Below are 23,454 nucleotides of genomic sequence, written 5' to 3' on the forward strand. Positions count from 1 at the left end.
TACCTTCGGTGATGGTCGTGGCAACGGTGATCATCTCCGCCCTCACTCACGCCCAGGCCGATCGCTCCACGTTCCCCGCCACGCCGTCGCATCACGCTCACCGCTGCCTGTAGGTGTCGATTGGACTAACCCCGGTCTTGACAGCGGTGCGCGAGCTTAGACCCGGGATGGGAAGGTCACTCACCTTGATCGGACACGTGATGGTGACCGAGACCGTAGCGTGTTGTCCCGCTGGAACCGCGAATCCCGAAGTATCTACATCCACGCTGGTCGACAGGCACTCAAGCCCTTGGCCTTGCAGGGACATCGCCGCCGCCGACTGCGCCTCGCTGACCGCGGCGGCGGGATGCCGGGCCAACGAAGCCGCACGGGCGGCATCTGCCGCCGCTTGCTCGACTGCGCCCGACGCCAAGATCACTCGGCCCGCCAACGCCAGCACCGCCATCACCAGCAACACCCCCGGCGCAATGATCACCCACTCCAGCGCCACCGACCCCTTCTCACCCGTACGGTGCAAGCCTCGCTTGAACAGCGGCGGTGCGGTCATCGCGTCGTCCACTCGCGTAGCGGTGCCGTCGAAGACTGAGTCACCTTAGGCCCCGAAACCCCGGGAAGCACCGACGGCGCCCTCCCGGTAACGGTGACCGTGACTACGCTCGCAGTGGAACTCTGCGACGTCGACCAACTGCTCATGATCTTTGGACCACCCGCATTAGAGATGAACGCACTCGCACGAGCTGCGCCATCCCCACGAGACTCGGCAGAAGCCACCCGGGCACCCTCTTGCGCAGCGCCCAGCGCGACGTTTCGAGCATGGAACCACAACCCACCCTGGATGATCGCGAAGAGTGCAGCGAGCACCAACGGCCAGACGATGACGGATTCCAGCGCCACCGACCCGCGCTCGTTCCGCTTCCGGCGCGCTGTACTCATCGCTGCCGCCTATGGAGTGATCTCATTGCTGTGTTGTGTTATCACTCGGACGAGCAAGGCAGCCAAGGCAGTGATTACGACGAACGTAGCCGCGGCGATAATGACGTATTCCAAACCCGCCGCCCCGCCCTCACGCCGCCCAGTACTGCCAAGCCGATCACGGACACGACCTCGAACGTGCTCCATGCCCGCGTGCAACCAGGCGCTGACGGCTAGAACCGCCTCATTGTTCATGCTGTTCTCCTCCACGGTCGCACACCGTCTTTGCCGGCACTTGACGATCTCCGTGACCAAACAGTAAGGCTTCTCGCCAGCTAGCGGAACCCCAAGTCACGTCGCAGCCGCCATGTTCACCTCTGATAGCCAACTTCACCCCGCCCCTGTGACACGCCTCCGTCATCCACTGCCATCGCGTACACCCGAGGTCATCGTCAAGGGCAACCATTTCGGCAACCCCAACGTGCTCGAGTTGTGGCGTCCAGACCTGCATCGGGAAGGTCGTTGATGACACACCGCATGATGAGCGCCGCAGCCGACGTCGTTCGACCGCCGCATCACCAGCAGCTTCGGTTTGTCTCGTTCGAGATCACCGGACGCTGTCAGCTGGAGTGCGTTCACTGCTACGCCGACCGCGGACCGTCCGGCACACATGGCCGTATGACCACCCTGGATTGGACGCGACTGATAGACGAGGTCTATGACATGGGCGTGTCGATGGTTCAGTTCATCGGCGGCGAACCTACCCTGCACAACGACCTACCGGACATGATCGAACACGCCCTGGCACGGCACCTTGCTGTCGAGGTGTATACAAATCTAGTACATGTCACACCCAAGCTGTGGGAAGTTTTCGCACGCCCTGGAGTGCGGCTTGCGACGAGTTGGTACTCCGACAACGCGAAAGAGCATGCCGCCGTCACCAGGCGGTCATCCCACTCCCCCACCCGAGCGAACATCGCAGAAGCGGTTCGCCGGTCGATACCGATTCGAGTTGGTCTGGTCGGTGTGCTCAAAGACCAACGCGTAGCGAAAGCACGCCAAGTGCTCGTGGATCTCGGCGTGGAGGATATCGGTTACGACGACCTCCGACATGTCGGTCGGGGTGCGGGCCAGCCCAACCCGGACATATCGCAGCTGTGCGGTCATTGCGCTCAGGGCAAGCTCGCCATCGGCTCGAGTGGCGCAGTATGGCCATGTGTTTTTTCACGATGGCTACCTGTCGGCAATGTGCTTGTGGAGCCGCTGAGTGCCATCCTTAGAGGCAGCCGGTACTTGTCAGTCGTAGCTGAACTCGACGCAACCCTCACGACAAAACTGCCGTGCGTACCTGACATGTGCGACCCGCAGTGCGGCCCGTCGTGCAGCCCAGCTTGCCCTCCATCGAACAACTGCCGGCCGGTCGGGGCATGCGTCCCATGGTATCGCTGACAGGATAGGAGTGTGTTGATTCGTCGTGCGTTCGTCCGCGAAGAGAGACTCAGTGACGCCGAACGGGAGGAGTGGCCGTTCACGGTGCCGTGCGTCGCCCAGCTGATCGGGCACGGACTTGAGTTCAAGCAACCGATCACCTTCCTGGTCGGCGAGAACGGCTCTGGCAAATCGACCGTGGTCGAGGCGCTCGCCGAGGCGTTCGGCCTAGACGCACATGGCGGGCGCGCCGGGCGCAAGTACGTCAACGACCGCCCTAAAACCGCGCTGGGCGAGGTGCTGGAACTCGACCTCACCACCCAAGGCGCACGAATGAAGAGCAGTCACAGGCTCAAACAGAAGGGCTATTTCCTCCGTGCCGAGACCGCGTTCGGTTTGATGTCATTCGTGAGCGGCATGGCCGGCTACTGGGAACAAGACACCGCCATGCTCAGCCACGGCGAGGGGTTTCTAACCGTATTCGACACGATGTTCACGGCCCCCGGCTTTTACATCATGGACGAGCCAGAAGCGCCTTTGTCTTTCACCTCATGCCTGCGGCTGATCGGGCTCATGCACGAACTCGCGGCCGATGGCGCACAGATTGTCTGTGCTACACATTCGCCACTGCTCGCCGCCACCCCAGAAGCGGACATCATCGAGATGGGCGACCACGGCGTTCGCCGACTGCCGTGGGAAGAGCTCGACATAGTCGACCATTGGCGGCGCTACCTGAACAACCCCAATGCCTATCTCCGACACGTGACGGCGCGATGAGTTGGAACTCTGATAAGTAGGTTCGCATGGAGTACCAGCCAACCAGCCTGAACGTGCAACACCGACAGATGCTCCGAAGCAATCTGCTGACCGCAGCCCGTCGGCTCAACTGCACCATCCATGGCACTCCAGTCTATGGGTGGCACGACCGGACTATTGCCGCCAAGGTCACCGTTGATTCCGGTACATTCTGGCTGCGGGTCGTGTCGGAGTTGGTCAGTTGGGCAAGTGGAAACTTCTGGGAAGGAAATGCGGCATCCTCCGACATCACGTCGGTACCCAAACCGGAAGTTCTGAACATGCTCGAATGGGGCCATCGCGATCGGCGCTTCCGCGCCGAGTTACTCACCTACATCAGTCCTTCGCCGGTGTCTGCCAGCCAGGAGTTGCTCGCCGAACCTGACCTGACCGACGAGTGGTGGCGGACATTCGATTCGGCGCTGGAATCACTTGCTGGACATCCGACCGATCGTGCCGCTTACAGCCAACTAGAAACGACACGGCGCCTGCGTGCGTACTTCGCCGACAGGGTGGATCCTGCTGTGACGTATTGGCACACCGCACATGCCGACCTGCATTGGAACAACCTCACCGCACCGGATTGTGTTCTGCTCGATTGGGAGAGCTGGGGCCAAGCGCCGTTCGGTTACGACATCGCCACGCTGTACTGTCACAGCCTCCTCGTCCCCGGAGTCGCCGAACGTATCCGGAGAGGTTACGCGGAGATTCTCGACAGCCCGGATGGAGTCCGTTCACAACTCTTGGTCATTGCTCGGATTTTCGATCGAAGCATCCTCGGCGACTATCCCGACCTCGTGCTTCCTCTTCACCGCCTCGCCGATCAACTCGTCGGACGGTAGGCACCCGATGATGTCGTAGTTGAGAACGAAACGGCTGTTGGTTTTGTCGATGATGGTGCCGGACAGGTCAGTGTCCGGCGTACCCGCGCGGTAGACGGTCAGGTTGGGCTTTCGCTGGTCACGTTCGACTGACCAGGCGCGGACCTCGTTGCACAGCCGTTCGGTGAGCTTGGTTGCTGCTGGGCCGTGGCCGTACGCACCCAGCTCCCAGCGCGCGCCGTCGTCGGTTTCGCGGCGACGGGATGCCAGGTAGGCCATTGAGTCGCCGTCGACCAGTGCCGGGGCGCGGCACGCCTCTACCGGATCGCACACCTCGGGCGGGGTGCCGCCGGGTGCGTTGATGCGGCATACCCGGCGGTCGGTGACCGTCAGCCGCAGCCATACCCCGTCGTGGGGTTCGTCCCCGGCGATGGTCACGCCTGACCACGCAGTGACGCGCGGCTGATCGAACACTCCTCGCAGCGCGTCCGGGTTCACGGCTTGGTCGCGGTCCCAGTGCACCGTGATCGTCTGGTCGTTGGTGATTGGAGCGGAGGTTTCACCTTCGCCCTCGCCGACGAGGTAGACGAATCCGCACAGCTCGATGGAGTCCGCTACGAGTCGGCCATCAGTGTAGGTGAACGCGACGCTTCGGGCCTGGCCACGCCAGCGCAGCGGCGCGACCACGCGTGCGCCGGGGGCGAGCTGGTCCCACCACGCGTTCGGGATGTCCCAGGGGGACACGGTGGCGATGAGTCGGTCATAGGGGGCGTTCTCGGGCACGCCTGCCGCACCGTCACCGGTGACCACTCGCACGTCGTCGTACCCGGCCGCATGGAGCGCGTGGGAGGCTTGAGCGGTCACGTCAGGGTCAATGTCGATCGTAGTTAGGCGCCCCGTCGGGCCAGTCAGCTCGGCGAGGAGGGATGCGTTGTAGCCGGTACCCGCGCCGATCTCCAACACTCGGCTACCGGGGGACACCTGGAGCTGGTCGAGCATCATCGCGACCACGAACGGCGCGGACGCGCACGATAGCGACGACCCGTCAGAGAACCGGTGGGTAATCACCGCGTTGTACGGGTCGTACGCCTTCTCCAACGGGGCCTCGGGCACGAACTCGTGCCGGGACGTGTCCCGTAGCACGCGCTCTACCTCGGGCCGCTTCGCCCAGCCCATTTTCTGCACTTTTTCGATCATGGTTACGCGGAGAGCGTCCAGGGTCGCCGTGTTCGTGGTCATCGTGTCCTTTCAGCGTTGAGGAGGAGACAAGCGTCCCACTGCGTTCTTGGCGGTGTGTCGGCGGTCACGGCGAGCTGGGTGAGCAGCGCGCCGCTTTCGCCGACCAGCAGCCCGCGTTCGCGGGGTTCCTGATGTAGCGCGGTGGTGAGCCGGTCGATCAGGCGCGGCACGGCCGCCCGAATACGGTGGTCGTGTGCACCCGCGCGCCATGCGACGTAGACGAGCCCGGCCCAGCCGTGGCACAGCGACACATCCCCCAAGCGTGCGAGTTGGTTCGTCGGTGACACACCAAGCGAGGGTCTCGAGCGCGAGACGTTGCCGCTGGTGGTCGTTCAGGGCGAGCCCGACAAGGTGTTGGCCGTGTCGTCCAACCCGCTCCTGCACTCCATCAACGCCTCGTAGCGCTCCGACAACGGTGTCAACCTTGTGACCAGGGCCTCGGTCAGCAGGGTTTTCACGTCGCCAGAGCCATTCCGCCCGCCAGCGGCCCCACCCTCGTCTCATTCACCGCCTCAGCTTCACCGAAACGCTCTAACAACGTGAACACCGCTGCTGAGTCCGGGTCCTTCAGGGCATCTACCGGGACACTGTCAGTCGGAGTCCGACGAAGGAGCTTGCGCAGATTCGCCTCGGGAGCGAATAGCGGGATTGTGTTGCCGTAGGACTTACTCATCTTCCGCTCGTCCGTACCGGGCCGTGTATGCGCCAAGTCTTCCCGCGGGTGACTGGTGCCGGAACTTTCAGCTTGTACGGTGTCCGTAGACGTTATTGAACGTCTCAGCTATTTCGGCGCATACTCGACATACTGAAGTTGGTCTCGGCCGACCGGCACCAAGTCAGCCGCCATTCGAGACAACCTCCAAGGCTCCAGGTTCAGACAATCGTGAGGGCTAGGGGAGTGGCAAAGATCAGTAGGAAAACGATGGTGGTCATAGCTACGGGGGCACTCGCTCGTTCGGTTCGCACACCTGCGGCTGCCTTGTCCTGTGTAAGCAACTCGTTGCGCATGTCGTGGGCGCGGGCCCGAAGGTTGTCATATACGGTGGCGCCCTCGACGGCCGCAAGACGCATGACGTCGCCGGCCTGCACGAGCTCAGGCAATCGAAGCTCTTCGCCGACGGCCCGCAACGCTTCCCAGGCCGAGGTACCTCGATAGCGAGAGCGGGCAAGTTCGTCCCGCAACCGGTGGAATACCCACGAATCTCCGACAGCCGCCGCATGCTCGAGGGCCTGAACTGGACCGGCACCGGCTGCACGTTCCAAGGCCACCAGGTCGATGTAACACGTCATCGCTCGTGAGAACTCTGCGCGGGCTCTCTTCGCGCCGTCGGCAACGTTGTAATAAGGGAGGAAGGACATCGCGAGCCCCAGCCCAACACCAACCACAGCCGGGATGACTACGGGCACGCCTATACCAGTCAGGGAAACAGCCAGGACGGCCGCCGGAGGCGTCACCAGCCCGACGAGAGCGAAGAGCACACGTTCCCCGAGGAAACGTGCGACGCTGATCCGAAGCAGACTAAGGTCACGGTGAGGAATGCTGATGATTGGCCACGCGCCTACACGTCGCGCCAGCACTTGGCCGACAAGCTCGGACAGACTCGAAGAACCACTCGCTAGCACTGCCGCCGGTCGGCGGACATTAGTCAGCCTGTCAACCGTGTCAGCCGCATGCGGGTGGCGAGGCAGAAGCTCACGAATGATGAGGATGGCTCCCAGTGCTGCCACCAGTCCTGAAGCAATGACCAGCCGCGTCGTCATATGGCACCGACGCCCTGGGTGGGGCCTTTAGCGCCCGCACCGAGAATCCGTGGCTGACGTGGTGTCTTGGTGATGCTACGCAGCCATACAAGACACAGCCCATACAGGGCGAGATAGACGGCGAGGATCATCTGTCCCAATGGTGTGCGGTAAGGCTCCGAATATGGCATCGCGAACAGGACCAACAGGACTGCGCTGGTAATCAGCGTGATGATCCTTGCGTTAGAACGGGGCCGTGCTTGCTCAGCCGATACGTCCCGCCGCATCCGGACGTCGTCGGCCACTGTATCGGCCAGCCCGGTGAGAACGCTGGATAGCTGGGCCCCTCGCCGCTGCGCTCCGAGGATGAGAGCGGAGGCGATGAGGTCGCCCGTCGGGTCGTCGAGATCGTCTGCGAATGCACGCAGGGCTTCGTCGGTCGACCAGCGTGCCTCCAGACGAGCGACGAGCCTGCCGACCTCAGTACGGATCGGCGCAGCCGTGGTGACCAGACTGGTACGGATAGCCTGCTCGATGCCGATCCCGGCGCCGATCACTCCAGCTAGATCTCGCGTCCATGCGCTCATCGCCTCCAGCCGAGCAATCTCAGCCTTGTCGCTCGTCGTTTGTAAGATGGCCGGAAGCCCCGCGACCGCAACTGGCATGACGACGATCGCCAAGATCCATCCGGTCATGAGCCAGATCAGCGCGCCGAAAATAGCCGCACCGACCACTGCTGCGCGCTGTCGCCGCTGAGCGGGGGAACCGCCGCTAAGCCGATCAATACGCGTGCGGAGCCGCCCCCCGCGCGGTTTGGATGGATCCTGCCGCACCGGAACAAGACCGGCGACAACAGCCCACGCACCGCCCAGCACGACTATCGCGGTCAAGGCAGCCAGTAGAGGATTCATGCCTGCCCCGCTGGAGGGCGATAGCCATAATCGGCCAATTGAGCGACCCAGTTCGGAAAGGTGCCGGGCACCGCGTGCCCATTCGGGCCGGACAGAAACACGTCGGTCACCGCGGGCATGCCGTTCTCCCCGGGCTCGACAGCGATGACTTCGTCGACGTAGCGCATCCGGGCAGCGGAACCGTCGGGCTGACGTACGTCACGCAGCTTGATGTGGACGATCAGGTCCACGTGGTGGGCGATCAGCCGGTAGGCGAACGAATCGGTGACACCGCTCTCAAGAGCGCATGTAGCCAGTCTCTGGATCGCGTCACGAGCGTCACGAGCATGGATCGTCGACAGTGAACCGGCTCCGGCTTGCATGACCTTGAACATGGTCAACGCCTCCTTTCCCCGCACCTCACCAACGATCATCCGATTCAGGTTCATTCGAAGCGCCGCTTCAAGGAGGTCATCGAGACTGATCTCTCCGACGGCACGACCGTCAGGCCCACGCTCACCGCTGCCGGGCCGGGACTCGAGCGCGATGGGGTTACGTACTCGATGCCCCGGTAGCCGATCCAAGTGGAGTTCGTACTCCGTCTCGAAGGTCCCAATCTTCTCTGTTGGTTCAATAGATGCTGCCAGCGCCCGCACAAGCGTGGTCTTGCCGGAATTGGGTTCACCGGCGACTACGATGCTGCGTCGAGCTCGCACCGCCGCGTCAAGGAAGCGGGCTAGCTCAGGCGTGAGAGTCCCGCGGCCCTGGAGGTCCTCGAGCGTGAGGTCGACGAGCCGATGACGCCGGATGTTGACCACCGTCTGGCTAGCAACCCACCCGATGGCAGCCAACCGGTGCCCACCGTGCAGGTTCAGATGCAGAATAGGCGAGTTCTCAGTGAACGTGCGCTCAGCAGCACCGCCCCGACTTGCCAGAAAAGCGAGCATGTCGCGGAGCTCGTCCTCGCTGTCCGCGACAGGCGGCAACTCCGTGAAATCGCCGTGATAATCGACGGTGACGACCTTGTCCGCACCGAACACCTCGATATTTTCTAAGCTCTCGTCGTCGACGAGCGGCTGCAGGCGGCCAAGGCCGAACAACGCATCGAAGATGGACTTTTCGAGCCTGGCCTGCTGGCTAGGTCCCATGCTGGTGCCGCTCGTCTGCATGGAGCGCCGAACATGCTCGTCGAGAATCTGAGAGATGATCTCTCGCCCGATCTCTCGTCGGCGCTCTTCGTCGATGGCGTCTAGATCGCGCAGCTGCTCGGCCAAACGGTCAGCCGCCAGGCGCCGGAACGCCCTCACCTGTGCCCAGTCGACCTCGCCGTCCGCTGTCTCGAGGTCCGAGTTGTTCCGGCTGCCGTAGCTGCCGTTCGCCTTCGCCGTGTGCCAAGTACCGCCAGGTCTTGACCCGGCTAGTGGGGCCAAGCGGCCATGGGGTGACGACTCGTACTGCTCGCTTGTATCTGGTGCGGCCGATCGGCGGAAGATCGGTAGGTCGGTGATCTCATTCGCTTTGTCGGAGGGCGTCTCAGCCATGAACTCGTCCCCCCATAGGCGGCGCCACCACATGCTGGCGTCGTTGATAGATGCGGGACAGATCGTCTACCGCTGTCCGGGCGCTGCGCATGAGCGGCGACTTGTCGAAGCGTTGTCGGCTGTTAATCTCCTTGCCGCCGCTGAGACGCTCAGCATTGACCGGATCCCACGCGATCGTCGACCAGACGGGGATACCTGTCGCCCGGCCGACTGCCGGAGCTGAGTGCGGTTGCCCTTCCCCCACGAGGACGGTGCCAACCCGGTCAACGGCGACGTCGGTGGGACCCCTGAGGTCGGCGGCATTGGCAGCGACTGACACAACATCGTCGAGCCGGGTGCGCGAAACGGCGATGAACAGGTCGGCCCGTTCGAGCAGCGGATCTGGGCCAGAACGCATGCCGCGCCGGCCCGCGTCGATGATCACATCGATGCCGTGATTCGGAAGTCCCACCAGCAGCGCCCCCAAGGCGATCCAGAAGTCCTGGGTAAGGCTGATTCGTTGCGCGGCGCTGACCAGGCCGGGTAGCACAGCTCGGCTGGAATCCAACGGCAGCTCGATGGTGGACGCGCGGAGCGAGGTGAGGTTCAGCGCATTGTTGCGATACGCGACCGCCAGGTCGACGATGTTGGGTTCGGGACCAGCCTGGCCTCGGAGATGCCCAGCCTTGATGCTGCTTGAACCTGACACGTCCGCTTCGACGAGCAGTACAGCGCGTGGCCAGGCCAAGGCCAAGGCGAGCGCAGTAGTGGTGACCCCGGGCGCCCCACGTGTAGACGTAAGGGCCAGCACGGTCACGGGTTGCCTCCGGTCTCAAGCGAGTCCAAGACGATACCGATCCGGCCGGTGGCGACCCGTGCGGCAAGGCCGGGCGCGGCATCGTGATCCACGAGCACGTTCACCACGATGTGGCCAGTATCGGTGTGCACGACGCTAGTCACCGTGGCGGGGATGGCCTCCGGATCACCGGACGGCGGGTCGCCGCCTTGACCCGGAGTGTCCACTACCCGCACAGGGTCCCCCGGAGTAATCGGCTCGGTGGGCAGCTGCGCGGGCGTGACCGCGACACCCACGACGGTCTGGCCCGCTGCCGGAATAAGGTATTCGGACACAGCTTCCGGAGTAAGCAAGTTCCCACGACTCAGGTCCACGGAAGCCCGTTGGCCGACGAGCTCGTTCAACCTGCTGGCCGCGACCAACTCCAGGCTGGGTTGCGGGGTTACTGCCGCGGTTGTCAGGTCGCTCGCCTGTATCACATGACCTCGAGGGACATCGGCCGCGATCGCGATCACCTGGACTGTATCGCTAGCCTGCTCCGCCAACATGTATGCGCCCCCGCCACCGAGTGCCAGGAGCGCCGCGCCCAGACCGATCAAGCCACGGCGACGCGCATATCGCATGCGGACGGCCGCGACCGGCCGGCCGCCAGCATCCTCACGCTGGTCAACGTACTCTCCCGCTTGTTGATCATCGACACTGGTACTCACGGGCTCTCCTGCTTGGGAATCGTGCTGCGTGGCCATGAGAAGGGTGATCCGTCCGTCGCCGGACCGCTGGGCTACGACATCGGGATGATCGTAGCGTTCCCTTCGGGTGCATGGGCTCGACGCACTGTCACAGTCCTTGTCGACGCCTAAGCGCAGTGGCCGACGGCCGATACCGCCGATGCGAGTCTCCGCACTGCCCGGCTGCAACGCTGCCGCACCGTCGGCCAAGGCAGGCCTAGCTGATCGGCAACGGCGGCACCGCCGGCCTCGCCGGGAGCGGGACAATACACGCGCGTCAGCAAGGCCGCCTCGCTAGGAGTAATGACTCGCTGGTCTATCCCCCACGCGAGGACACCAAGCAGTTCAACTCCGGCATCGAGCGCAGCCTCCGGAACGGGCACGTCCAGATACGCCGGTTCAACCGGCAACTCCGCGCAGTTCGCCTGATGGAGGGTCCGGGCGAAGGTGCGCCTCGCGTCCAACGCGACGTTGGCGGCTATCCGGCGGCTTCGACGCCGGACGGGATAGACACGGATGACTTCCCACACGCCTGTGACCGACGATGCTGACAGTTGGGACAGGTCTCCGCAAATCCCAGCCACGCCGGGCCGATACGCCCGAGCAGCGATTCGGACCGCATGGCCGAGCAGGATCTGGAGAACGGTGCGCCCAGCGTCGTTAGCGGCGGCGTCGCGCTGAGCGGCTTCGATAAGTGCCCCCAATGCAGAATCAGCCCTCACCTGATCGGCATCGTCACGCATAGCCGCTTTGGTCAAATCATGAATTTCGCCAAGTGTGCGGCAAGGTTGCAGGGCCGGAGTCTCGACAAGAGCCCTGGGCGCGGGGCGCCCCTGGAGCCGAAGCCAGTCGGCGTTGAGCTTGTCGATGATAGATGTCGCTGGCGTAGTTGCGGTCGATGCGGACACGGCGGGCTCCTCAGTCGTGTGCGCGCGTCAGCGCGAACGGTTCGATGCGCCCAGCGCACCCAACCGGGGTTGCCCGATCGGTTGCCCGATCCCGAATCACCAGTCAAATGACCAGAACTTCTGCGTCTCCTCGGAACAGGACCAACTGGCTTGTCACAACGTGTGTGATGCCGGGCTATCAGGAAACGAGTCCGACAGAAGGGACCGGTTGGGATGGCAGACATCGTTCGTTCCCGGCGCCAGTTGCACCTTGCGGTGAAATCGCTGCGGGCGAAAAGCGAGCTCTACACAGCTATCGCCGAGCTAGGCGCGCACCCCATGGATAAGAAGGCACCCAACGACATCAAACGCCTTCAAGAATGCGCCATCGTAGCGGCCGATGAACTGATCTACGAACTCAGGCGCGACGAACTGATGGCACTACTCGAGTCTGACAAGGACCCTGCTGCCGAACATGGCAAACGCGACGTACCCTCCCCGCCACCACAGGGCCCTGACACCCCTGATCTCAGCGGAGGCGAGCGATGAACCTATCGGAGCGGGATCAGGTGCACACACAGTCCGGCAGCGAATGCGCAGGCCTCGATGACCGAGCCCACGATGAGGATCGCACCGCGAGGCAGATCTCAGGCGCAGTGCTCGCTGGCCGGATCTCCGAGCCGGAGGGAAGGTGGCGGCTCGCGGCAATCGTGTACAAATCCGATGTATGTCCCACTGTCGCCGCCGCATTCTTGAACCAGCGAGATCAGGTCGCAGTCGATCTCACCAGCATGTTGCGGGATCTGGTCATCACCAAGGTGGTCGGCACCGCTGAACAGCCAAGCCCGCTGAACCTGCGACGAATTGTCGGCGGGACATCGTTTCGAGGCTGGATGCGGCAGTTCGCCCGAGGCAGCGCGCTTTCACTCAAACGGGACCTCGTACGGGCCCGCCGCCGCAACGGCGTTCCGGTGGCGCCGGTCGGCATCCAGTACGACGACCGCGACCTCAGCTCCGGGAAGTCCGCCCTGGAGATGCTCGCCGATAAGAGGACGGCCAGGACACAGACCTACGACGTACTCGACGCCGAAGACGCCCGGATCGAGGCCGCGATCGACACATACACCCGCATGGCCCCAAGACTGCGCGGCTATTCGAAGACCCACCTAGCCGCCCGTACACTGCGAGCAGCGTTCCGCTTACCCGACACGGGCCGGATCGTCGCACCAGAGCGACGGGAACAATTGCGGCGCTCAGTCGAGGGCGATGTGGCCGCCGCAGCGCGGGCCGTCAGACACCTGGCCGCAGGGGAACAACCGGACGACGAGATGGCGGACCTTGCTGCGGTGTTCGACGGTTGGTCCAACGACGAGTTGGACGAGCTCGCGCACATGGACCCCCACGTCGCACACCAGCTCGTCCTGAGCGCGGTGACACCATGGCCTCCGCCGAAAGCCAAGACGCTTACCCGGCTTCGGCAACAGGTCACCGCACTGACCGCTGCCAAAGGCATGGACTCACGACTCGCCCGCGAGGCGGTCACCGCATTCGCCGCAAGTGTGGCCGAAACCAACCCGCCAACGCGCTCGACAGCCTCTGTGCCCAAATGCCCCGAAACGCTACAAGCCGATCAAGCCCGCTGGGCATACGCCGCCGCCAAACTCGTCGAAGCAGGCTTCCGGACCCTCGGAGAGTGCTCGGACGACATTCACAAATCACTGATCAGAATGCTTGAAGACTTTGAGACCGACCACGCCAGTACTTGAGCCTCTGAACCGACTCCCGACAGCACGCACCTGTGTTCCGCGAAATACACAAGTACCTAACAGAGGAGGTGACGAATATGGAGACTCAGCCCTATGAACCACCGGAGCTGACTGACCTCGGCGAGGTCACCGAGTTCACACTCGGCACCGCTGCGCACGACACAGCTGATATGAACACGGCTCGCTACTACTGATCGTGGACAGACCAGGCGGCCCGGAGCCCCTAAGCTCTGGGCCGCCCCAGGCTTGATGGAGTTCATAAGTATCGATGATCCACACAAAAACACCCCGGTGCTTCGTAGGGTGGACAGGCAAATCGCCGCATCCTCCCATGCTGCCCGCCGGACGTACACCGGTATGGTCCGCACCGTCGCCGCTATGGACGGTCGGCGACTGGCGTCCCGACGAAGCACGCGCGGTGGCAGAAGGCTCGAGGAAAGCAGTCTTCCTCGGCACCTGCCTCGCGACCGATGACGAACTTCGCCGCGCGTTGAGAACCGCAACCGTAGAAACCATGCTAGACAGCTTTCAGAGACTCCCGGGCTCGTACGCGGTCGTCGTCCAGTACGGCCAGGACATTCACGTGTTGACCGATCGAGCCGGCTTGCACCCGGTGTACCACACGCAGCTAGCCGAGGGCACAGTCTTCGGATCCGACGCGTTGATACTGGCGGCTCTGCGCCATCGAAACCTCGGCGAAGCCGTGAACTCCGGGACTCTGGCGGCGGGACTGTTCGTCCCAGACCTAACCGAGTCCTTGAACTCCAACATGTTCAGAGGCGTCGCACGGGCCGGTCCGGGCAACGTCCTTACGCTCTTTCCCAGCGGTCACACACGAGTCACCGCGCTGGCGATCCGGGCGGCCTTCGCTGATGCCGAGGAAGCTTGTTCATTGCTCAGATCTGCATTGCTCACAGCAGTCGATCGTCGGGTCAGCGCCGCAAGCAAACTAAGCACGGACCTCTCCGGGGGCCTGGACTCTTCGACGCTCGCGGTGTTGTCCGCCCAAGCGGGAGGGACTCCGGTCGCAGTCACCTACACGGATCCGTACGCCGGCAATGACGAGGATCTTCATTTCGCCCGCGCCATCGCCGCCACGGAGCCCCGACTCGACCACATCGTGGTGACCGGCAACCAGACCACGTTGCCGTTTACCGCGTTCAACTCCACACCGATGACCGACGACCCCACTCTCGATGCCGTCATTTATGCCAGGACCAGCCATCGACTCGCTCCAGCGTTGGCACACAAGAGTAGTTGTCACCTGACCGGCGACGGCGGCGACGTCGTGCTCACCGCGCCTGGCATGATCTATCTGGGGGATCTTGCCCGCGCTGGGAGCGGAGCGAAGCTCCGACATGAATCCACCGGCTGGGCCCGGTTGCGGCACCACTCTGCCCGGACAGTTCGCAGAACCGCGACCACGCTAGCGAACACGTCCTGGAACGAAACGCTCCAGCTTCTCACCAGCCAACTCACCGCTTCTCACGTGCCGTTCCCTCCGCGACGGGGCCCGGCCGGGCACCTTGCCTGGGCCATGCTCTCGCCAGCTGCCTCTTGGGGCACCCTGCGTAGTCGTCAAGAACTGGCTGAGCGGCTGCGCGTAGTTGGAGCTCCGTATCCCAACGGCATACGCCCGGACAGCGCCGACGCCGTTGCGCTACGGGCGATTCACTGGCACGGAGCAGCCACCCGCAGCTTCACAAAAGTCACTCGGTCCCTCGGCATCACTGTGCAGGCTCCATACTTCGATGGCCAGGTCGTTGATGCATGTCTTGCCGCTACAGCCGCCAGCCGGACGACCGTTGATCATGCAAAACCACTTCTAGCCGCAGCTGTCGGGGATCGGATGCCACCCACTCTGATTGCCCGACGGACCAAAGGTGATTACACCGCGTGTGAATACCACGGCCTACGTACTAATGCCAGGCAACTCAACGCTTTGCTGGACAACTCGATGCTGGCCGACCTCGATGTCATCAACCCAGACCAAGCTCGCGGAGCACTGGGTCGGAGCCTAGCCGGCGCGGCGGCACCGCTGGGTGCTCTCAGCGCGGTTGTCGCCGCTGAAGCCTGGCTACACAACCTCGACACGCTCGATCCCGCTGGATGGTGGGAACCTCGTATCCAAGAGGAGGGGACTCGATGAGCAAACTTCACCCGATGCCCGACGTCCACCAGGTCAGCACTGCTGATGGGACCGTGCTGCTGGCCGCCGACCGCGGTCACTTCTACGGCTTGAATCCGGCCGGCAGCGTGATCTGGACAGCCCTATGCGAGGGCAATACTGTCGACCAGGTGATCCGGGAGTTGGGTACGCGCTTTGATACCCCGCCCGACCGCATCCGCGGTGACGTGACAGATTTGGTTGCGCAACTGTGTGATCGCGGCCTGCTGGCAATCGGCTGACCGCTATGAGCAGTCCAATGGCATTAGAAGCCAGCGACCGAAGGCAGCTTCAGCGCCGCAGTGACCAACTCCTCGCGCCCCTTTGCCTCTCTCTGGCCTGCATGATCCTACAGCTACGTTTCGGCCGTGTCCTCGCACTCGCGCGCTGGACCAGCCGCCGGTGCCGCCGGCCTGCGACGGTTTCCGAGGCGGCCAGCATGACAGCCGCTGTCCGTTCTGCCGCGCGTCACCGGGCAGGGCGGGTGGCATGCCTGGAGTATTCACTGGCCACCGTCCTCCTCGCCGGTCTTCATCGCCAGTCGGTTCAGTGGTGCATCGGGGCACGGCTCATGCCCTACGGCTCACACGCCTGGATCGAACTCAACGGCTGCCCGGTCGGAGAACCCGAGCACCGCGACCGCCCCTACAACGTGCTAGTTCGTATATAGCCGGGCCAACATCTCGAAGGGACCACGATGCCCATCTACTCACCCACGCTGGCCGAGGCGCTGACCCTTGTCCATGAAGATACGTACGTGCGCCGTGAAGGCGGCGACCTAGTGGCGCAGAGCTCGTCACAGCAGATCATCGCTGACTTGATCGATCGTCTCGATCTTGAGGCTGGCATGAGGGTGCTGGAAATCGGGACTGGTTCCGGTTACTCCACCGCATTGCTCGCACACCTCGCCGAGGATACGGGCTGGGTCGTCAGCATCGATGTTGTCGCCGATCTTGTCGAGCGAGCTGGAAGGCTCCTGGCCGCCGATGGCTACTCAAACACCACGATTCTGCGTGCTGATGGTGCTCAGGGTGCCCCAGAGCACGGGCCGTTCGACCGCATCATCGTCTGGACTACCGCGCCTCATCTGCCCACCACGTGGACTACCCAAGTTGCCCCCGACGGTGTGATCGTCTCGCCGATCGCACTGGCGCCGGTCAGCAAGAGCGGTGTCGGCACTCGAACTCGCCTCAAAGGTGGCGCCACGCCATACGTCGATCAACTCTTTCCCGCTGGCTTTGTCGAGATGCACGGCCAAGAGCTAGACCAATGGCTCCTCCCACCATACGGCGTTGACGTGGTCAGCCGAGACGACTCTGGTCGCCCCTGTTGGCTGTCAGGCCCATGGCTGCGCAGCCCGGAGCATTATGTCCAGGGACAGCGTCTACTCCAGAGTCTCATCACCAACCGCGAATCAACTGCCGGTCCGCTGGGATCCGAGGAGTCCGCAACCGACTTCCGGGCCTGGCTACTCGCCACGAGGCCTGGCGGGCTCACGACCGCCGCCCTCGGCGAACCTCTCTGGCAATTGGGCTACGCCCATTCTGGTGGAGCAGCCCTGACCGACGTCCGAAGCGCCACGCAAACCGTTACCAACGGTGATACCGAGGCAGCCGCTGTGCTCGCTGGTTGGGCCGATACCTGGCGTCAACTGGGAAGCCCTGGCCTTGCCGACCTACGTACGCAACTCATCCCCTTTTACGACGGCTGGACGCTCGAAGCGACGCTGGATCGCCACGCGAGCAATCAAGGTTCATCGACGTAGGCACTGTAAGAGCCATGCCTGTTTATCTCGGGAGTCCTCACGCCGAAACAAGGCACCGTGTCGGCCGCTCCGATACATGATCGGGACTGTTCCGAAAGCCAGGCAGTTAGGTTCCGCACAATTTGACTCGTACGCGCAGGTTCGACGCCTGAACCAGGGTCAACTCGAATTTGAATAAGGACGGATGGATGAGCAACTGGGAGTTCGTCAAGGACAGGACAGCCACGCAGGGATCAGTGTGGAGGTCGTCTGATGGCCTTCTCTACAAACGGACCGGAGGCGAAGACCTACGGAGGGAGATCGAGTTCCAGCGGCTCGCCGCCGGGTTCGGTTTCCCCGTGGCGGAGATCGTCGACAGAGGCAGGGAGAACGGTCGCTACTTCGTCATCGAACGTTCCTTGGGCACCACCTCACTTCACGACAAGGCGCTCGCCGACGCCCAACGAGATGGCAGGATCAGCGACCACGTGATCGGATTGGCGGCCACCATATCCTCCCGTCTTCTGCGCGCTCAGGCTACCCACCCCCTTCCCGCGGCATCATGGTTCGAGAAGGCAGCCTTTGCGGCCGATGTATTCAGGGAGAACCCGGACCTCGATACCCCTCGAGTGCACGATGCCGTCAAACGGGCCCTCGACCGCACCGCGGCCCTTCCCACGGTCCACGGACACCTTGACTACGGGCTCCCGAACCTCCTCGTTAACGGCGTAATCGACTGGCAGCACCACGGCTCGATCCCCCTCGGATACGACGTGTATCCCGCTCTCGACATCGTGCGCTTCAAGGGAGGCGGCAAGGGGTACAGCGTCAGCCCCGCCCAACGCACGGCCTACATGAGCACCCTCGACGAGACGACCGCCGATCTGATCGGCCGGCCGGTGAGCGAGCATCTGGGCGACTTCATGTTCGTCAAGTGCTTCTTCTTCCTCGCCCTCATGCGACCCACCGATTCCACACGGCCGGACAAGCATGTCAAGTGGCAGTACCGCCGCGCCCTTTTCACGATGGGACTTGAGCAGTATGAGTCGTCCAACACTATCGACACCGATAGTTTCCCCACACTGGCGGAGTTTGCAGACGGGTACCGGTAGGCCGGTACCCGCTGTCCGTGACCGCGACTACCTAATGGATCACCACGGCGTCATTTTCAAGGTCATCGGAGACAGCCACCCGAGCAGTCACTACCTCGGCTACGTGAAGTACCACCCAGACGAGAACGGCGATCGGCGCCTGTTCGGCCGGACATACCGGCAAAACAGCGTGGTGTCGAAATCCTTTGGCATTCTCGCAGGCCGCCCCGAGTGCTACGTCTACTCCGACACGCTCGGCTGCGTCATCACGGGCCTCCCCCGCGACGACATCGCAGTCCACTACTCCTGCCGTCATGCGCTCGTAGCCATTCACGAGAATCCCGGAACTGTGGCTGAACGCCCCGCAGGCAAGGACCTGCTCGCGATCACCGATTGGATCGCCACGAACGACGTCCAAGGGCTGATCGGCGTCACCGGGTCCTTTCTGGTCGGCTGCTACAACGAGCGCTCCGACATCGACCTCGTCTGCTACGGCCCCGAGGGATACGAGGCCGCTCAGGAGCTTTTCAATCACGAGCAGCTGATCAGGCCCTACGACGGGGAAGACTTGACCCGCTTGTACATCCGGCGGGCCAAGTACATGGAGGGCAGTTCCTTCGACTCCCTCATCAAGCAGGAGCGTCGCAAGCTCCAGGGCCTGACCGCTAACGCGGGAGCACACATCAACTGCGAGCCCATCCGCGCCGACCGCGACAAGACATTCAGCAGGGTCTCCTCCAAGGAGATCGGCGAGGTCTCCCTACTGGCTGAGATCACCGACCATACGGAAGGCCTGACCACCCCGGCGGTCTACGAGATAAGTGTCAAGACCATCCTCAGTTCCACCGTCGATGAGCCAGACTCCTTCGCCCGCAGGATAACGCACATGCGCTCCTACCTCGGCGCATACACGGGCGCTTTCCGATCGGGGGACACCGTGCACTTGTCCGGCAAGCTCGTCCACACTCAGGACGGCGAACGCAGCGGCTTCGGCATCGAACTCACCCCGTGGACCGTCAGCAATTCCTACGTCGCCAACCTAGCCGGATAGGAGCCGAGCGCCGATGACCCTGCTGATCATCCGGCATGCCGAGTCAGTGGAGAACGCCGACAAGTACAACGGCTTCTACCAGGATCCCCGCCCTTTCAGCGGAGCGACTGCCCACGGCATCTCGCGCAACCTTGTCGGCCTCACACCGCGGGGCTTCCGCCAGGCCCAGTGGCTGGCGGAAACCATCCCCGCCCTGATGCACGATACGCTGGCCATCTACACGTCCACATACCGTCGTGCGATCGATACCGCTGCCATTGCACTGCCCACCGTCCCCGACGGCTGGCCCCGCCCGACGCCGCTCCTCGACGAACAGCACTACGGCGACGCGACCTACATGACCAAGCGCGAACTGTACGAGACCTACCCCGAGCTGGCCGAGGACCGCCGACGCCGCAAGCACACCTGGATTGCCCCCGGGGGAGGCGAGTCTCTCGTCGATGGTGTCGCCAAGAGGGCCGCTGAGTTCACCGCGCTCGCGCGCACCGCGCTTTCCGTCCCTTGTACCGTCGTCGCCTTCACCCACCAGACCGCCGCCGTGGCGCTTAGAGCCTTGCTCGAAGGTCTGCCCCTGCCCGAAGTCCTCGCCGAGGAGCGCAGAGGCAAGCTCCCCAACGCCGCGATCCTCCGCTACGACCTGCACGATGGCCACTTCATCAGGTACGGAATGACCCGCCCGCCCTTTTAGGAGACGCCGTGCACCCCCTGTTCTTCAACGGCCCTGTCCAAAATGGACCGTTCACATTTCAGGCGAAGCCCGGCAAGGCCGTCGGCATCCGTCTTGCGGCCGCGCTCAACGCCATCCTCGGCGCACCACTCACACCTCATCTGTGGAATACGGTCACCCTGGACGGCGACTTACGCCACCGCGCCGCAGTAAGCGGCGGGTCCGTCACCCGCGCTGCGTTCGAAGCCAGGCTGATAGCCGCCAAGTATGCGCCGCATCCCGCGCCCGCGGCCGGCACGGTGACCGACACCGATCCCGAGGTCGCCGTACTAGCTTTGGAGCTGATCGAGGAGAATCTGCGCACAGGTACCGTGACGATCAGTCGCGAGACCGTCCCCACTTGTCGCGTCTGCGGCCACATGACGGGTCAAGGCACCCGTACCTGCAACGCCTGCGGTTGCACCGACATCCGTGATCGCGTTGCACGGCATCTCATCGCCAAGGTCGCGAGAGACCGTCCGGTCCTCGACCGTGCCGACATCCACTCCAGCCACCGCGCCCATCCCAAACACCTGCAAAACACAGCTGCCAACGTCGCAAGCCGCCTGTTCATCTCCCGCACCCGCGACCACGGCATCGACCTATCGCCCCTTGGTCTTCCCCGCCTGGTTTTGGACCCCCGCGTCGGTGTCCACGCCACTGTTCTCGCGGCAGCACACAGGCTAAACGCGAACACGGCCGTCATGACCATCACGCAGAATGCTGCCAACCACATCGCCGCCCATGGCCAGCACTTCCGCAAGTACCGCGAGACTCGGCTGAAGTACGCCCTCCATGGCCACCTCCCTTACGACTACACCGCAATTCTCCAGCCCGTGTATGCGGCGTACAGAGCCACAGCAGCCACCCGGCGGACCTTCGAGACGTGGTTCCTCCCCCTCTTCTCCCTCAAGGAGAAGGGCGGGACCCGCCCCGGACTGCTCCCCCAGCTCTTCAAGCACTTCATGCGGGCCTACATGTCTCGCCCCTCCCACGCCGATCCATTCGAGCTCGCCTCCATACACGAGGCCGTCGCCGTAGGCGAAACCGACTGGCTCACACGCAGACGCCTCTTGGGCACGGTGTTAGCCGCCCCTAGCTCGCCAGACATGGTCGAGGCCGGAGAGCCGGATGGGACCGGGAGCGCCGCGCCGTAGCCATCACCTCCGCTCCCTTTCGGGCCGCGTCGCTCCTGCGTACATCCGCTGGGGCATGTAGCCGCAGATCAGACGACGGCGCCTGCCTCGACCAGCAGAGCCTGGCGGTTGGTAAGGATGAACTCCTTCAAAGCGGTCGGCTTCAAGTCGATCGACACGAGTTCGTCTCCTCGAAGGTCAACTCGGTCCAGGTCATACCTGCCTCGCGCCGGGGCGTTGAACTCCGGGCCGCTCCTGGCCGACTCGTCCAGGCTGGCCAGCCGCGCCACAAAGAAGTGCTGCACAGCGACCCCGCCGTCCGACGGCGAGCTAAACAAGAACACCTGCGAGGCTTCCGTGGTCTTCGCGCCCAGTTCCTCCGCCAGTTCCCGGTGCAGAGCTGCCTCCACCGAGGCGTCCGTGTCCTCGACGCCCCCACCGGGCGCGGTCCAGTACGGCGGTTGTCCCGACTTCGTCCGCTTGATCAACACCAAGCGCCCAAGATCGTCGATCAAGATCGCCCGCGCTGCGCGCCGTTCCACGGCCACTGTCAACTGCTTCGCCACACTATCCACCTTACGGTTCGATATCCCGCTTGTTACGGCAACCTGGTGTTCGACGGCGGTCCGTTGCCCAGTAGTGAGCAGCGTTCTGCGCCCGTTGAGAAGTCAGCGAGTTCGCCAATCCCCATGAGGGTCGATCACCTCACTGCCGCCCGCCCAGGTAGTTCCACACACCGGGCACGTGACGTACCACTCGTCGCCTGGCGCACTGAATTCCAGCTGACCACGCTGGCCAGTGCCTGGGCAGTTGTCCGTTGTATCGGCTTCCCGAACTGTCATTCGTAATCCTTCAAAAGTTTGGGCAGGCATCGGACGCGCAGGGAGATTCTTGCCGCGCATGTTTGTGTCGATTGGGGCGAAGTGCTCACAAAGCGCAACGTCGCCACAGACGCCAGAACCAGGGTTCTTGGCAATAGATGATTCAGCCAACTGTAGCGATATTCGTCGCCCCCCCCGGGACACACTCCGCGTCAAGATCGGATCGAATCCAGCACGCCCTGAGTCTGCCGACGCAACTCTTCGACAGCCGGCCAGTACTGATCCCGGACCGATCGCAACCGCGCCGACAGCTCATGCAACTGGGTCCGTTGATCGGCTACGTCGCCGCTGGTACGCAACCGGTCGCGAATCTGCTCCCAGGCACTGCCGGATACTTCCGGCGCAGTCACGAATGCCAGCGCGAGACTGGCGACTACCCCGCATGCGTAGGTGACGTCTTCGCGACCCATCTCGTTCTCGGCAAGCAGATCGTCCGTCGTCTCGAGAAGCGAATCGGCCGCCAGGGCACTCGACACGGCCCACAGGTCGGGCATCAGTTCCGCGACACTCTCAAGCGCCCAATGTGGATCATCAGAAACGTCAAGATGCTCGGTCAGATCAAGACTGTCCAACGCCGAGTCAGCCGCGCCCTCCAGCCACGCCTCCACCCGCTGACTGCCTTCGTCGGTGTCAATGTCGATGCCGATCAGCGACAGAACGTCCAACCAGGTGCCAGACGCGTCTTCGTAGAAGCCGGCTTGGGTCAGTTCCAGCGAAACGCGGGCCGCCCACGCGTGATCGTCCTCCATCTCACCTTCGGAATCGACGTAGCGCGCAGCGACCCGATGAGGAAGCCATAGCAATGGATGCCACATCATCCGAGCGTCTGTGCCCTCCCAGCGGCGCATATCCTGCCCCCAGGACGCCGGATACTTCGGGAGAGCCACAGCACACAACGGCGAGGAGAGCAGACTGGTCTCGTCAATGCCGGTATCGGCGACAACGTCGCCGAACCGGATAGCTGCCATGATCGGGTCGGTCGCGATGAGAAGCGGTTCGCCCTTCTCCAACAGGTAGGGCTTCCTTCGTGTCTGCATGTCGGCGGGCACGGCCACCTGACGGTACCGTGACGCCCTCCTCTCCCAGCTTCGACGGAATTTCCTATCTCAAGAACATGCGAAGGATTCGCCCCTCACGCCACATGATCGAAATGGTG

Annotated in this window: 27 protein-coding genes; 14 read left to right on the plus strand and 13 right to left on the minus strand. The window is 63.4% G+C overall.

The features are described from left to right. Positions 1-97: 97 nt before the first annotated feature. Together F7O44_RS24365 and F7O44_RS32375 are read right to left on the minus strand one after the other, a co-directional pair. Entirely contained in the window at positions 98-547 is a 450-nt protein-coding gene (locus F7O44_RS24365) for a TadE/TadG family type IV pilus assembly protein (protein WP_162452907.1), read from the minus strand. Then, positions 544-933, minus strand: a complete 390-nt coding sequence (locus F7O44_RS32375; RefSeq protein ID WP_162452908.1) for a TadE family protein — start codon at positions 931-933, stop codon at positions 544-546. Before F7O44_RS32375 ends, F7O44_RS24365 begins: the two co-directional genes overlap by 4 nt. A 519-nt stretch (positions 934-1,452) precedes the next feature. On the opposite strand from F7O44_RS32375, the gene F7O44_RS32090 reads away from it, so the two are divergent. The 3 genes from F7O44_RS32090 to F7O44_RS24385 are packed head-to-tail and all read left to right on the plus strand — an operon-like array spanning position 1,453 to position 3,977. Further along, on the plus strand, positions 1,453-2,361 hold the full coding sequence (locus tag F7O44_RS32090; protein ID WP_162452972.1) for a radical SAM protein: 909 nt from the start codon (positions 1,453-1,455) through the stop codon (positions 2,359-2,361). 12 nt (positions 2,362-2,373) lie between these two features. Next, positions 2,374-3,117 carry an AAA family ATPase gene (locus F7O44_RS24380; protein WP_162452909.1) on the plus strand — a complete coding sequence of 248 codons (744 nt, stop codon included), beginning with the start codon at positions 2,374-2,376 and terminating at the stop codon, positions 3,115-3,117. Positions 3,118-3,143: 26 nt separating this feature from the next. Beyond that, on the plus strand, positions 3,144-3,977 hold the full coding sequence (locus F7O44_RS24385; protein WP_222851654.1) for a hypothetical protein: 834 nt from the start codon (positions 3,144-3,146) through the stop codon (positions 3,975-3,977). On the opposite strand, the gene fxlM is transcribed toward F7O44_RS24385, so the two are convergent. The 9 genes from fxlM to F7O44_RS24430 form a co-directional block, all read right to left on the minus strand. Next, entirely contained in the window at positions 3,870-5,195 is a 1,326-nt protein-coding gene (gene fxlM, locus F7O44_RS24390) for a methyltransferase, FxLD system (protein ID WP_162452910.1), read from the minus strand. The genes F7O44_RS24385 and fxlM overlap by 108 nt on opposite strands. Further along, entirely contained in the window at positions 5,192-5,482 is a 291-nt protein-coding gene (locus tag F7O44_RS24395; RefSeq protein WP_222851655.1) for a glycoside hydrolase family protein, read from the minus strand. Before F7O44_RS24395 ends, fxlM begins: the two co-directional genes overlap by 4 nt. 167 nt (positions 5,483-5,649) lie before the next feature. After that, positions 5,650-5,868 carry a hypothetical protein gene (locus F7O44_RS24400; RefSeq protein ID WP_162452912.1) on the minus strand — a complete coding sequence of 73 codons (219 nt, stop codon included), beginning with the start codon at positions 5,866-5,868 and terminating at the stop codon, positions 5,650-5,652. 200 nt (positions 5,869-6,068) lie between these two features. After that, complete coding sequence (locus tag F7O44_RS24405) at positions 6,069-6,674, minus strand: type II secretion system F family protein (protein WP_162452913.1); 606 nt, start codon at positions 6,672-6,674, stop codon at positions 6,069-6,071. Between the two features lie 278 nt (positions 6,675-6,952). Further along, on the minus strand, positions 6,953-7,846 hold the full coding sequence (locus F7O44_RS24410; RefSeq protein ID WP_222851656.1) for a type II secretion system F family protein: 894 nt from the start codon (positions 7,844-7,846) through the stop codon (positions 6,953-6,955). Then, positions 7,843-9,366, minus strand: coding sequence for a TadA family conjugal transfer-associated ATPase (locus tag F7O44_RS24415; protein WP_162452914.1), 1,524 nt, complete (start codon positions 9,364-9,366; stop codon positions 7,843-7,845). Before F7O44_RS24415 ends, F7O44_RS24410 begins: the two co-directional genes overlap by 4 nt. Beyond that, a complete protein-coding gene (locus F7O44_RS24420; RefSeq protein WP_162452915.1) occupies positions 9,359-10,162 on the minus strand; it encodes a hypothetical protein in 804 nt (267 codons plus the stop codon). Before F7O44_RS24420 ends, F7O44_RS24415 begins: the two co-directional genes overlap by 8 nt. Continuing rightward, on the minus strand, positions 10,159-10,851 hold the full coding sequence (locus F7O44_RS24425) for an SAF domain-containing protein (RefSeq protein WP_162452916.1): 693 nt from the start codon (positions 10,849-10,851) through the stop codon (positions 10,159-10,161). The genes F7O44_RS24420 and F7O44_RS24425 overlap by 4 nt, the downstream gene beginning before the upstream one ends. A gap of 146 nt (positions 10,852-10,997) precedes the next feature. Then, positions 10,998-11,591 carry an RNA polymerase sigma factor gene (locus tag F7O44_RS24430; RefSeq protein WP_162452917.1) on the minus strand — a complete coding sequence of 198 codons (594 nt, stop codon included), beginning with the start codon at positions 11,589-11,591 and terminating at the stop codon, positions 10,998-11,000. Between the two features lie 399 nt (positions 11,592-11,990). Between F7O44_RS24430 and F7O44_RS24435 the strand changes: the two genes are divergently transcribed. From F7O44_RS24435 to F7O44_RS24485, 11 genes are all read left to right on the plus strand, one after another. Further along, complete coding sequence (locus F7O44_RS24435) at positions 11,991-12,305, plus strand: hypothetical protein (RefSeq protein ID WP_162452918.1); 315 nt, start codon at positions 11,991-11,993, stop codon at positions 12,303-12,305. Next, positions 12,302-13,522 (plus strand): hypothetical protein, encoded by a 1,221-nt coding sequence (locus tag F7O44_RS24440; RefSeq protein ID WP_162452919.1) that lies wholly within the window; start codon positions 12,302-12,304, stop codon positions 13,520-13,522. The genes F7O44_RS24435 and F7O44_RS24440 overlap by 4 nt, the downstream gene beginning before the upstream one ends. A 77-nt stretch (positions 13,523-13,599) precedes the next feature. Further along, positions 13,600-13,716, plus strand: coding sequence for a lasso RiPP family leader peptide-containing protein (locus F7O44_RS24445; RefSeq protein WP_162452920.1), 117 nt, complete (start codon positions 13,600-13,602; stop codon positions 13,714-13,716). A 74-nt stretch (positions 13,717-13,790) separates the two neighbouring features. Continuing rightward, positions 13,791-15,671: an albusnodin/ikarugamycin family macrolactam cyclase gene (locus F7O44_RS24450; protein ID WP_281353665.1), complete on the plus strand. Its 1,881-nt coding sequence runs from the start codon at positions 13,791-13,793 to the stop codon at positions 15,669-15,671. Beyond that, complete coding sequence (locus F7O44_RS24455) at positions 15,668-15,931, plus strand: PqqD family protein (protein ID WP_162452922.1); 264 nt, start codon at positions 15,668-15,670, stop codon at positions 15,929-15,931. Before F7O44_RS24450 ends, F7O44_RS24455 begins: the two co-directional genes overlap by 4 nt. Before the next feature lie 17 nt (positions 15,932-15,948). Continuing rightward, positions 15,949-16,359, plus strand: a complete 411-nt coding sequence (locus F7O44_RS24460) for a lasso peptide biosynthesis B2 protein (RefSeq protein ID WP_162452975.1) — start codon at positions 15,949-15,951, stop codon at positions 16,357-16,359. Positions 16,360-16,386: 27 nt separating this feature from the next. Next, the gene (locus F7O44_RS24465; RefSeq protein ID WP_162452923.1) at positions 16,387-17,454 is read left to right on the plus strand and encodes a protein-L-isoaspartate O-methyltransferase family protein; all 1,068 of its coding nucleotides are present in this window, start codon (positions 16,387-16,389) and stop codon (positions 17,452-17,454) included. 188 nt (positions 17,455-17,642) lie between these two features. Further along, positions 17,643-18,545, plus strand: a complete 903-nt coding sequence (locus F7O44_RS24470) for a phosphotransferase (protein WP_162452924.1) — start codon at positions 17,643-17,645, stop codon at positions 18,543-18,545. Then, a complete protein-coding gene (locus F7O44_RS24475; protein WP_222851658.1) occupies positions 18,526-19,575 on the plus strand; it encodes a nucleotidyltransferase domain-containing protein in 1,050 nt (349 codons plus the stop codon). The genes F7O44_RS24470 and F7O44_RS24475 overlap by 20 nt, the downstream gene beginning before the upstream one ends. A gap of 13 nt (positions 19,576-19,588) precedes the next feature. Further along, positions 19,589-20,263, plus strand: coding sequence for a histidine phosphatase family protein (locus F7O44_RS24480; RefSeq protein WP_162452925.1), 675 nt, complete (start codon positions 19,589-19,591; stop codon positions 20,261-20,263). A gap of 8 nt (positions 20,264-20,271) precedes the next feature. Next, the gene (locus tag F7O44_RS24485; protein ID WP_162452926.1) at positions 20,272-21,438 is read left to right on the plus strand and encodes a hypothetical protein; all 1,167 of its coding nucleotides are present in this window, start codon (positions 20,272-20,274) and stop codon (positions 21,436-21,438) included. Between the two features lie 68 nt (positions 21,439-21,506). Here the strand turns inward: F7O44_RS24485 and F7O44_RS24490 are convergent, their stop codons facing one another. Together F7O44_RS24490 and F7O44_RS24495 are read right to left on the minus strand one after the other, a co-directional pair. After that, the gene (locus F7O44_RS24490) at positions 21,507-21,983 is read right to left on the minus strand and encodes an NUDIX domain-containing protein (protein WP_162452927.1); all 477 of its coding nucleotides are present in this window, start codon (positions 21,981-21,983) and stop codon (positions 21,507-21,509) included. 467 nt (positions 21,984-22,450) lie between these two features. Further along, the gene (locus tag F7O44_RS24495; RefSeq protein ID WP_162452928.1) at positions 22,451-23,353 is read right to left on the minus strand and encodes a hypothetical protein; all 903 of its coding nucleotides are present in this window, start codon (positions 23,351-23,353) and stop codon (positions 22,451-22,453) included. Positions 23,354-23,454 lie beyond the last annotated feature (101 nt).

The organism is Phytoactinopolyspora mesophila (genome assembly GCF_010122465.1).
In the GTDB taxonomy this organism is placed as follows: Bacteria; Actinomycetota; Actinomycetes; order Jiangellales; family Jiangellaceae; genus Phytoactinopolyspora; species Phytoactinopolyspora mesophila.

Excerpts from the sequence above, each read along its gene's own strand:
- F7O44_RS24460 (WP_162452975.1), top strand. The coding sequence starts at position 15,949 with ATGGCATTAGAAGCCAGCGACCGAAGGCAGCTTCAGCGCCGCAGTGAC.
- F7O44_RS24410 (WP_222851656.1), bottom strand. The coding sequence starts at position 7,846 with ATGAATCCTCTACTGGCTGCCTTGACCGCGATAGTCGTGCTGGGCGGT.
- F7O44_RS24435 (WP_162452918.1), top strand. The coding sequence starts at position 11,991 with ATGGCAGACATCGTTCGTTCCCGGCGCCAGTTGCACCTTGCGGTGAAA.
- F7O44_RS24365 (WP_162452907.1), bottom strand. The coding sequence starts at position 547 with ATGACCGCACCGCCGCTGTTCAAGCGAGGCTTGCACCGTACGGGTGAG.
- F7O44_RS24455 (WP_162452922.1), top strand. The coding sequence starts at position 15,668 with ATGAGCAAACTTCACCCGATGCCCGACGTCCACCAGGTCAGCACTGCT.
- F7O44_RS24445 (WP_162452920.1), top strand. The coding sequence starts at position 13,600 with ATGGAGACTCAGCCCTATGAACCACCGGAGCTGACTGACCTCGGCGAG.
- F7O44_RS24415 (WP_162452914.1), bottom strand. The coding sequence starts at position 9,366 with ATGGCTGAGACGCCCTCCGACAAAGCGAATGAGATCACCGACCTACCG.
- F7O44_RS32090 (WP_162452972.1), top strand. The coding sequence starts at position 1,453 with ATGAGCGCCGCAGCCGACGTCGTTCGACCGCCGCATCACCAGCAGCTT.
- F7O44_RS24480 (WP_162452925.1), top strand. The coding sequence starts at position 19,589 with ATGACCCTGCTGATCATCCGGCATGCCGAGTCAGTGGAGAACGCCGAC.
- F7O44_RS24450 (WP_281353665.1), top strand. The coding sequence starts at position 13,791 with ATGATCCACACAAAAACACCCCGGTGCTTCGTAGGGTGGACAGGCAAA.
- F7O44_RS24400 (WP_162452912.1), bottom strand. The coding sequence starts at position 5,868 with ATGAGTAAGTCCTACGGCAACACAATCCCGCTATTCGCTCCCGAGGCG.
- F7O44_RS24465 (WP_162452923.1), top strand. The coding sequence starts at position 16,387 with ATGCCCATCTACTCACCCACGCTGGCCGAGGCGCTGACCCTTGTCCAT.
- fxlM (WP_162452910.1), bottom strand. The coding sequence starts at position 5,195 with ATGACCACGAACACGGCGACCCTGGACGCTCTCCGCGTAACCATGATC.
- F7O44_RS32375 (WP_162452908.1), bottom strand. The coding sequence starts at position 933 with ATGAGTACAGCGCGCCGGAAGCGGAACGAGCGCGGGTCGGTGGCGCTG.
- F7O44_RS24440 (WP_162452919.1), top strand. The coding sequence starts at position 12,302 with ATGAACCTATCGGAGCGGGATCAGGTGCACACACAGTCCGGCAGCGAA.
- F7O44_RS24470 (WP_162452924.1), top strand. The coding sequence starts at position 17,643 with ATGAGCAACTGGGAGTTCGTCAAGGACAGGACAGCCACGCAGGGATCA.
- F7O44_RS24385 (WP_222851654.1), top strand. The coding sequence starts at position 3,144 with ATGGAGTACCAGCCAACCAGCCTGAACGTGCAACACCGACAGATGCTC.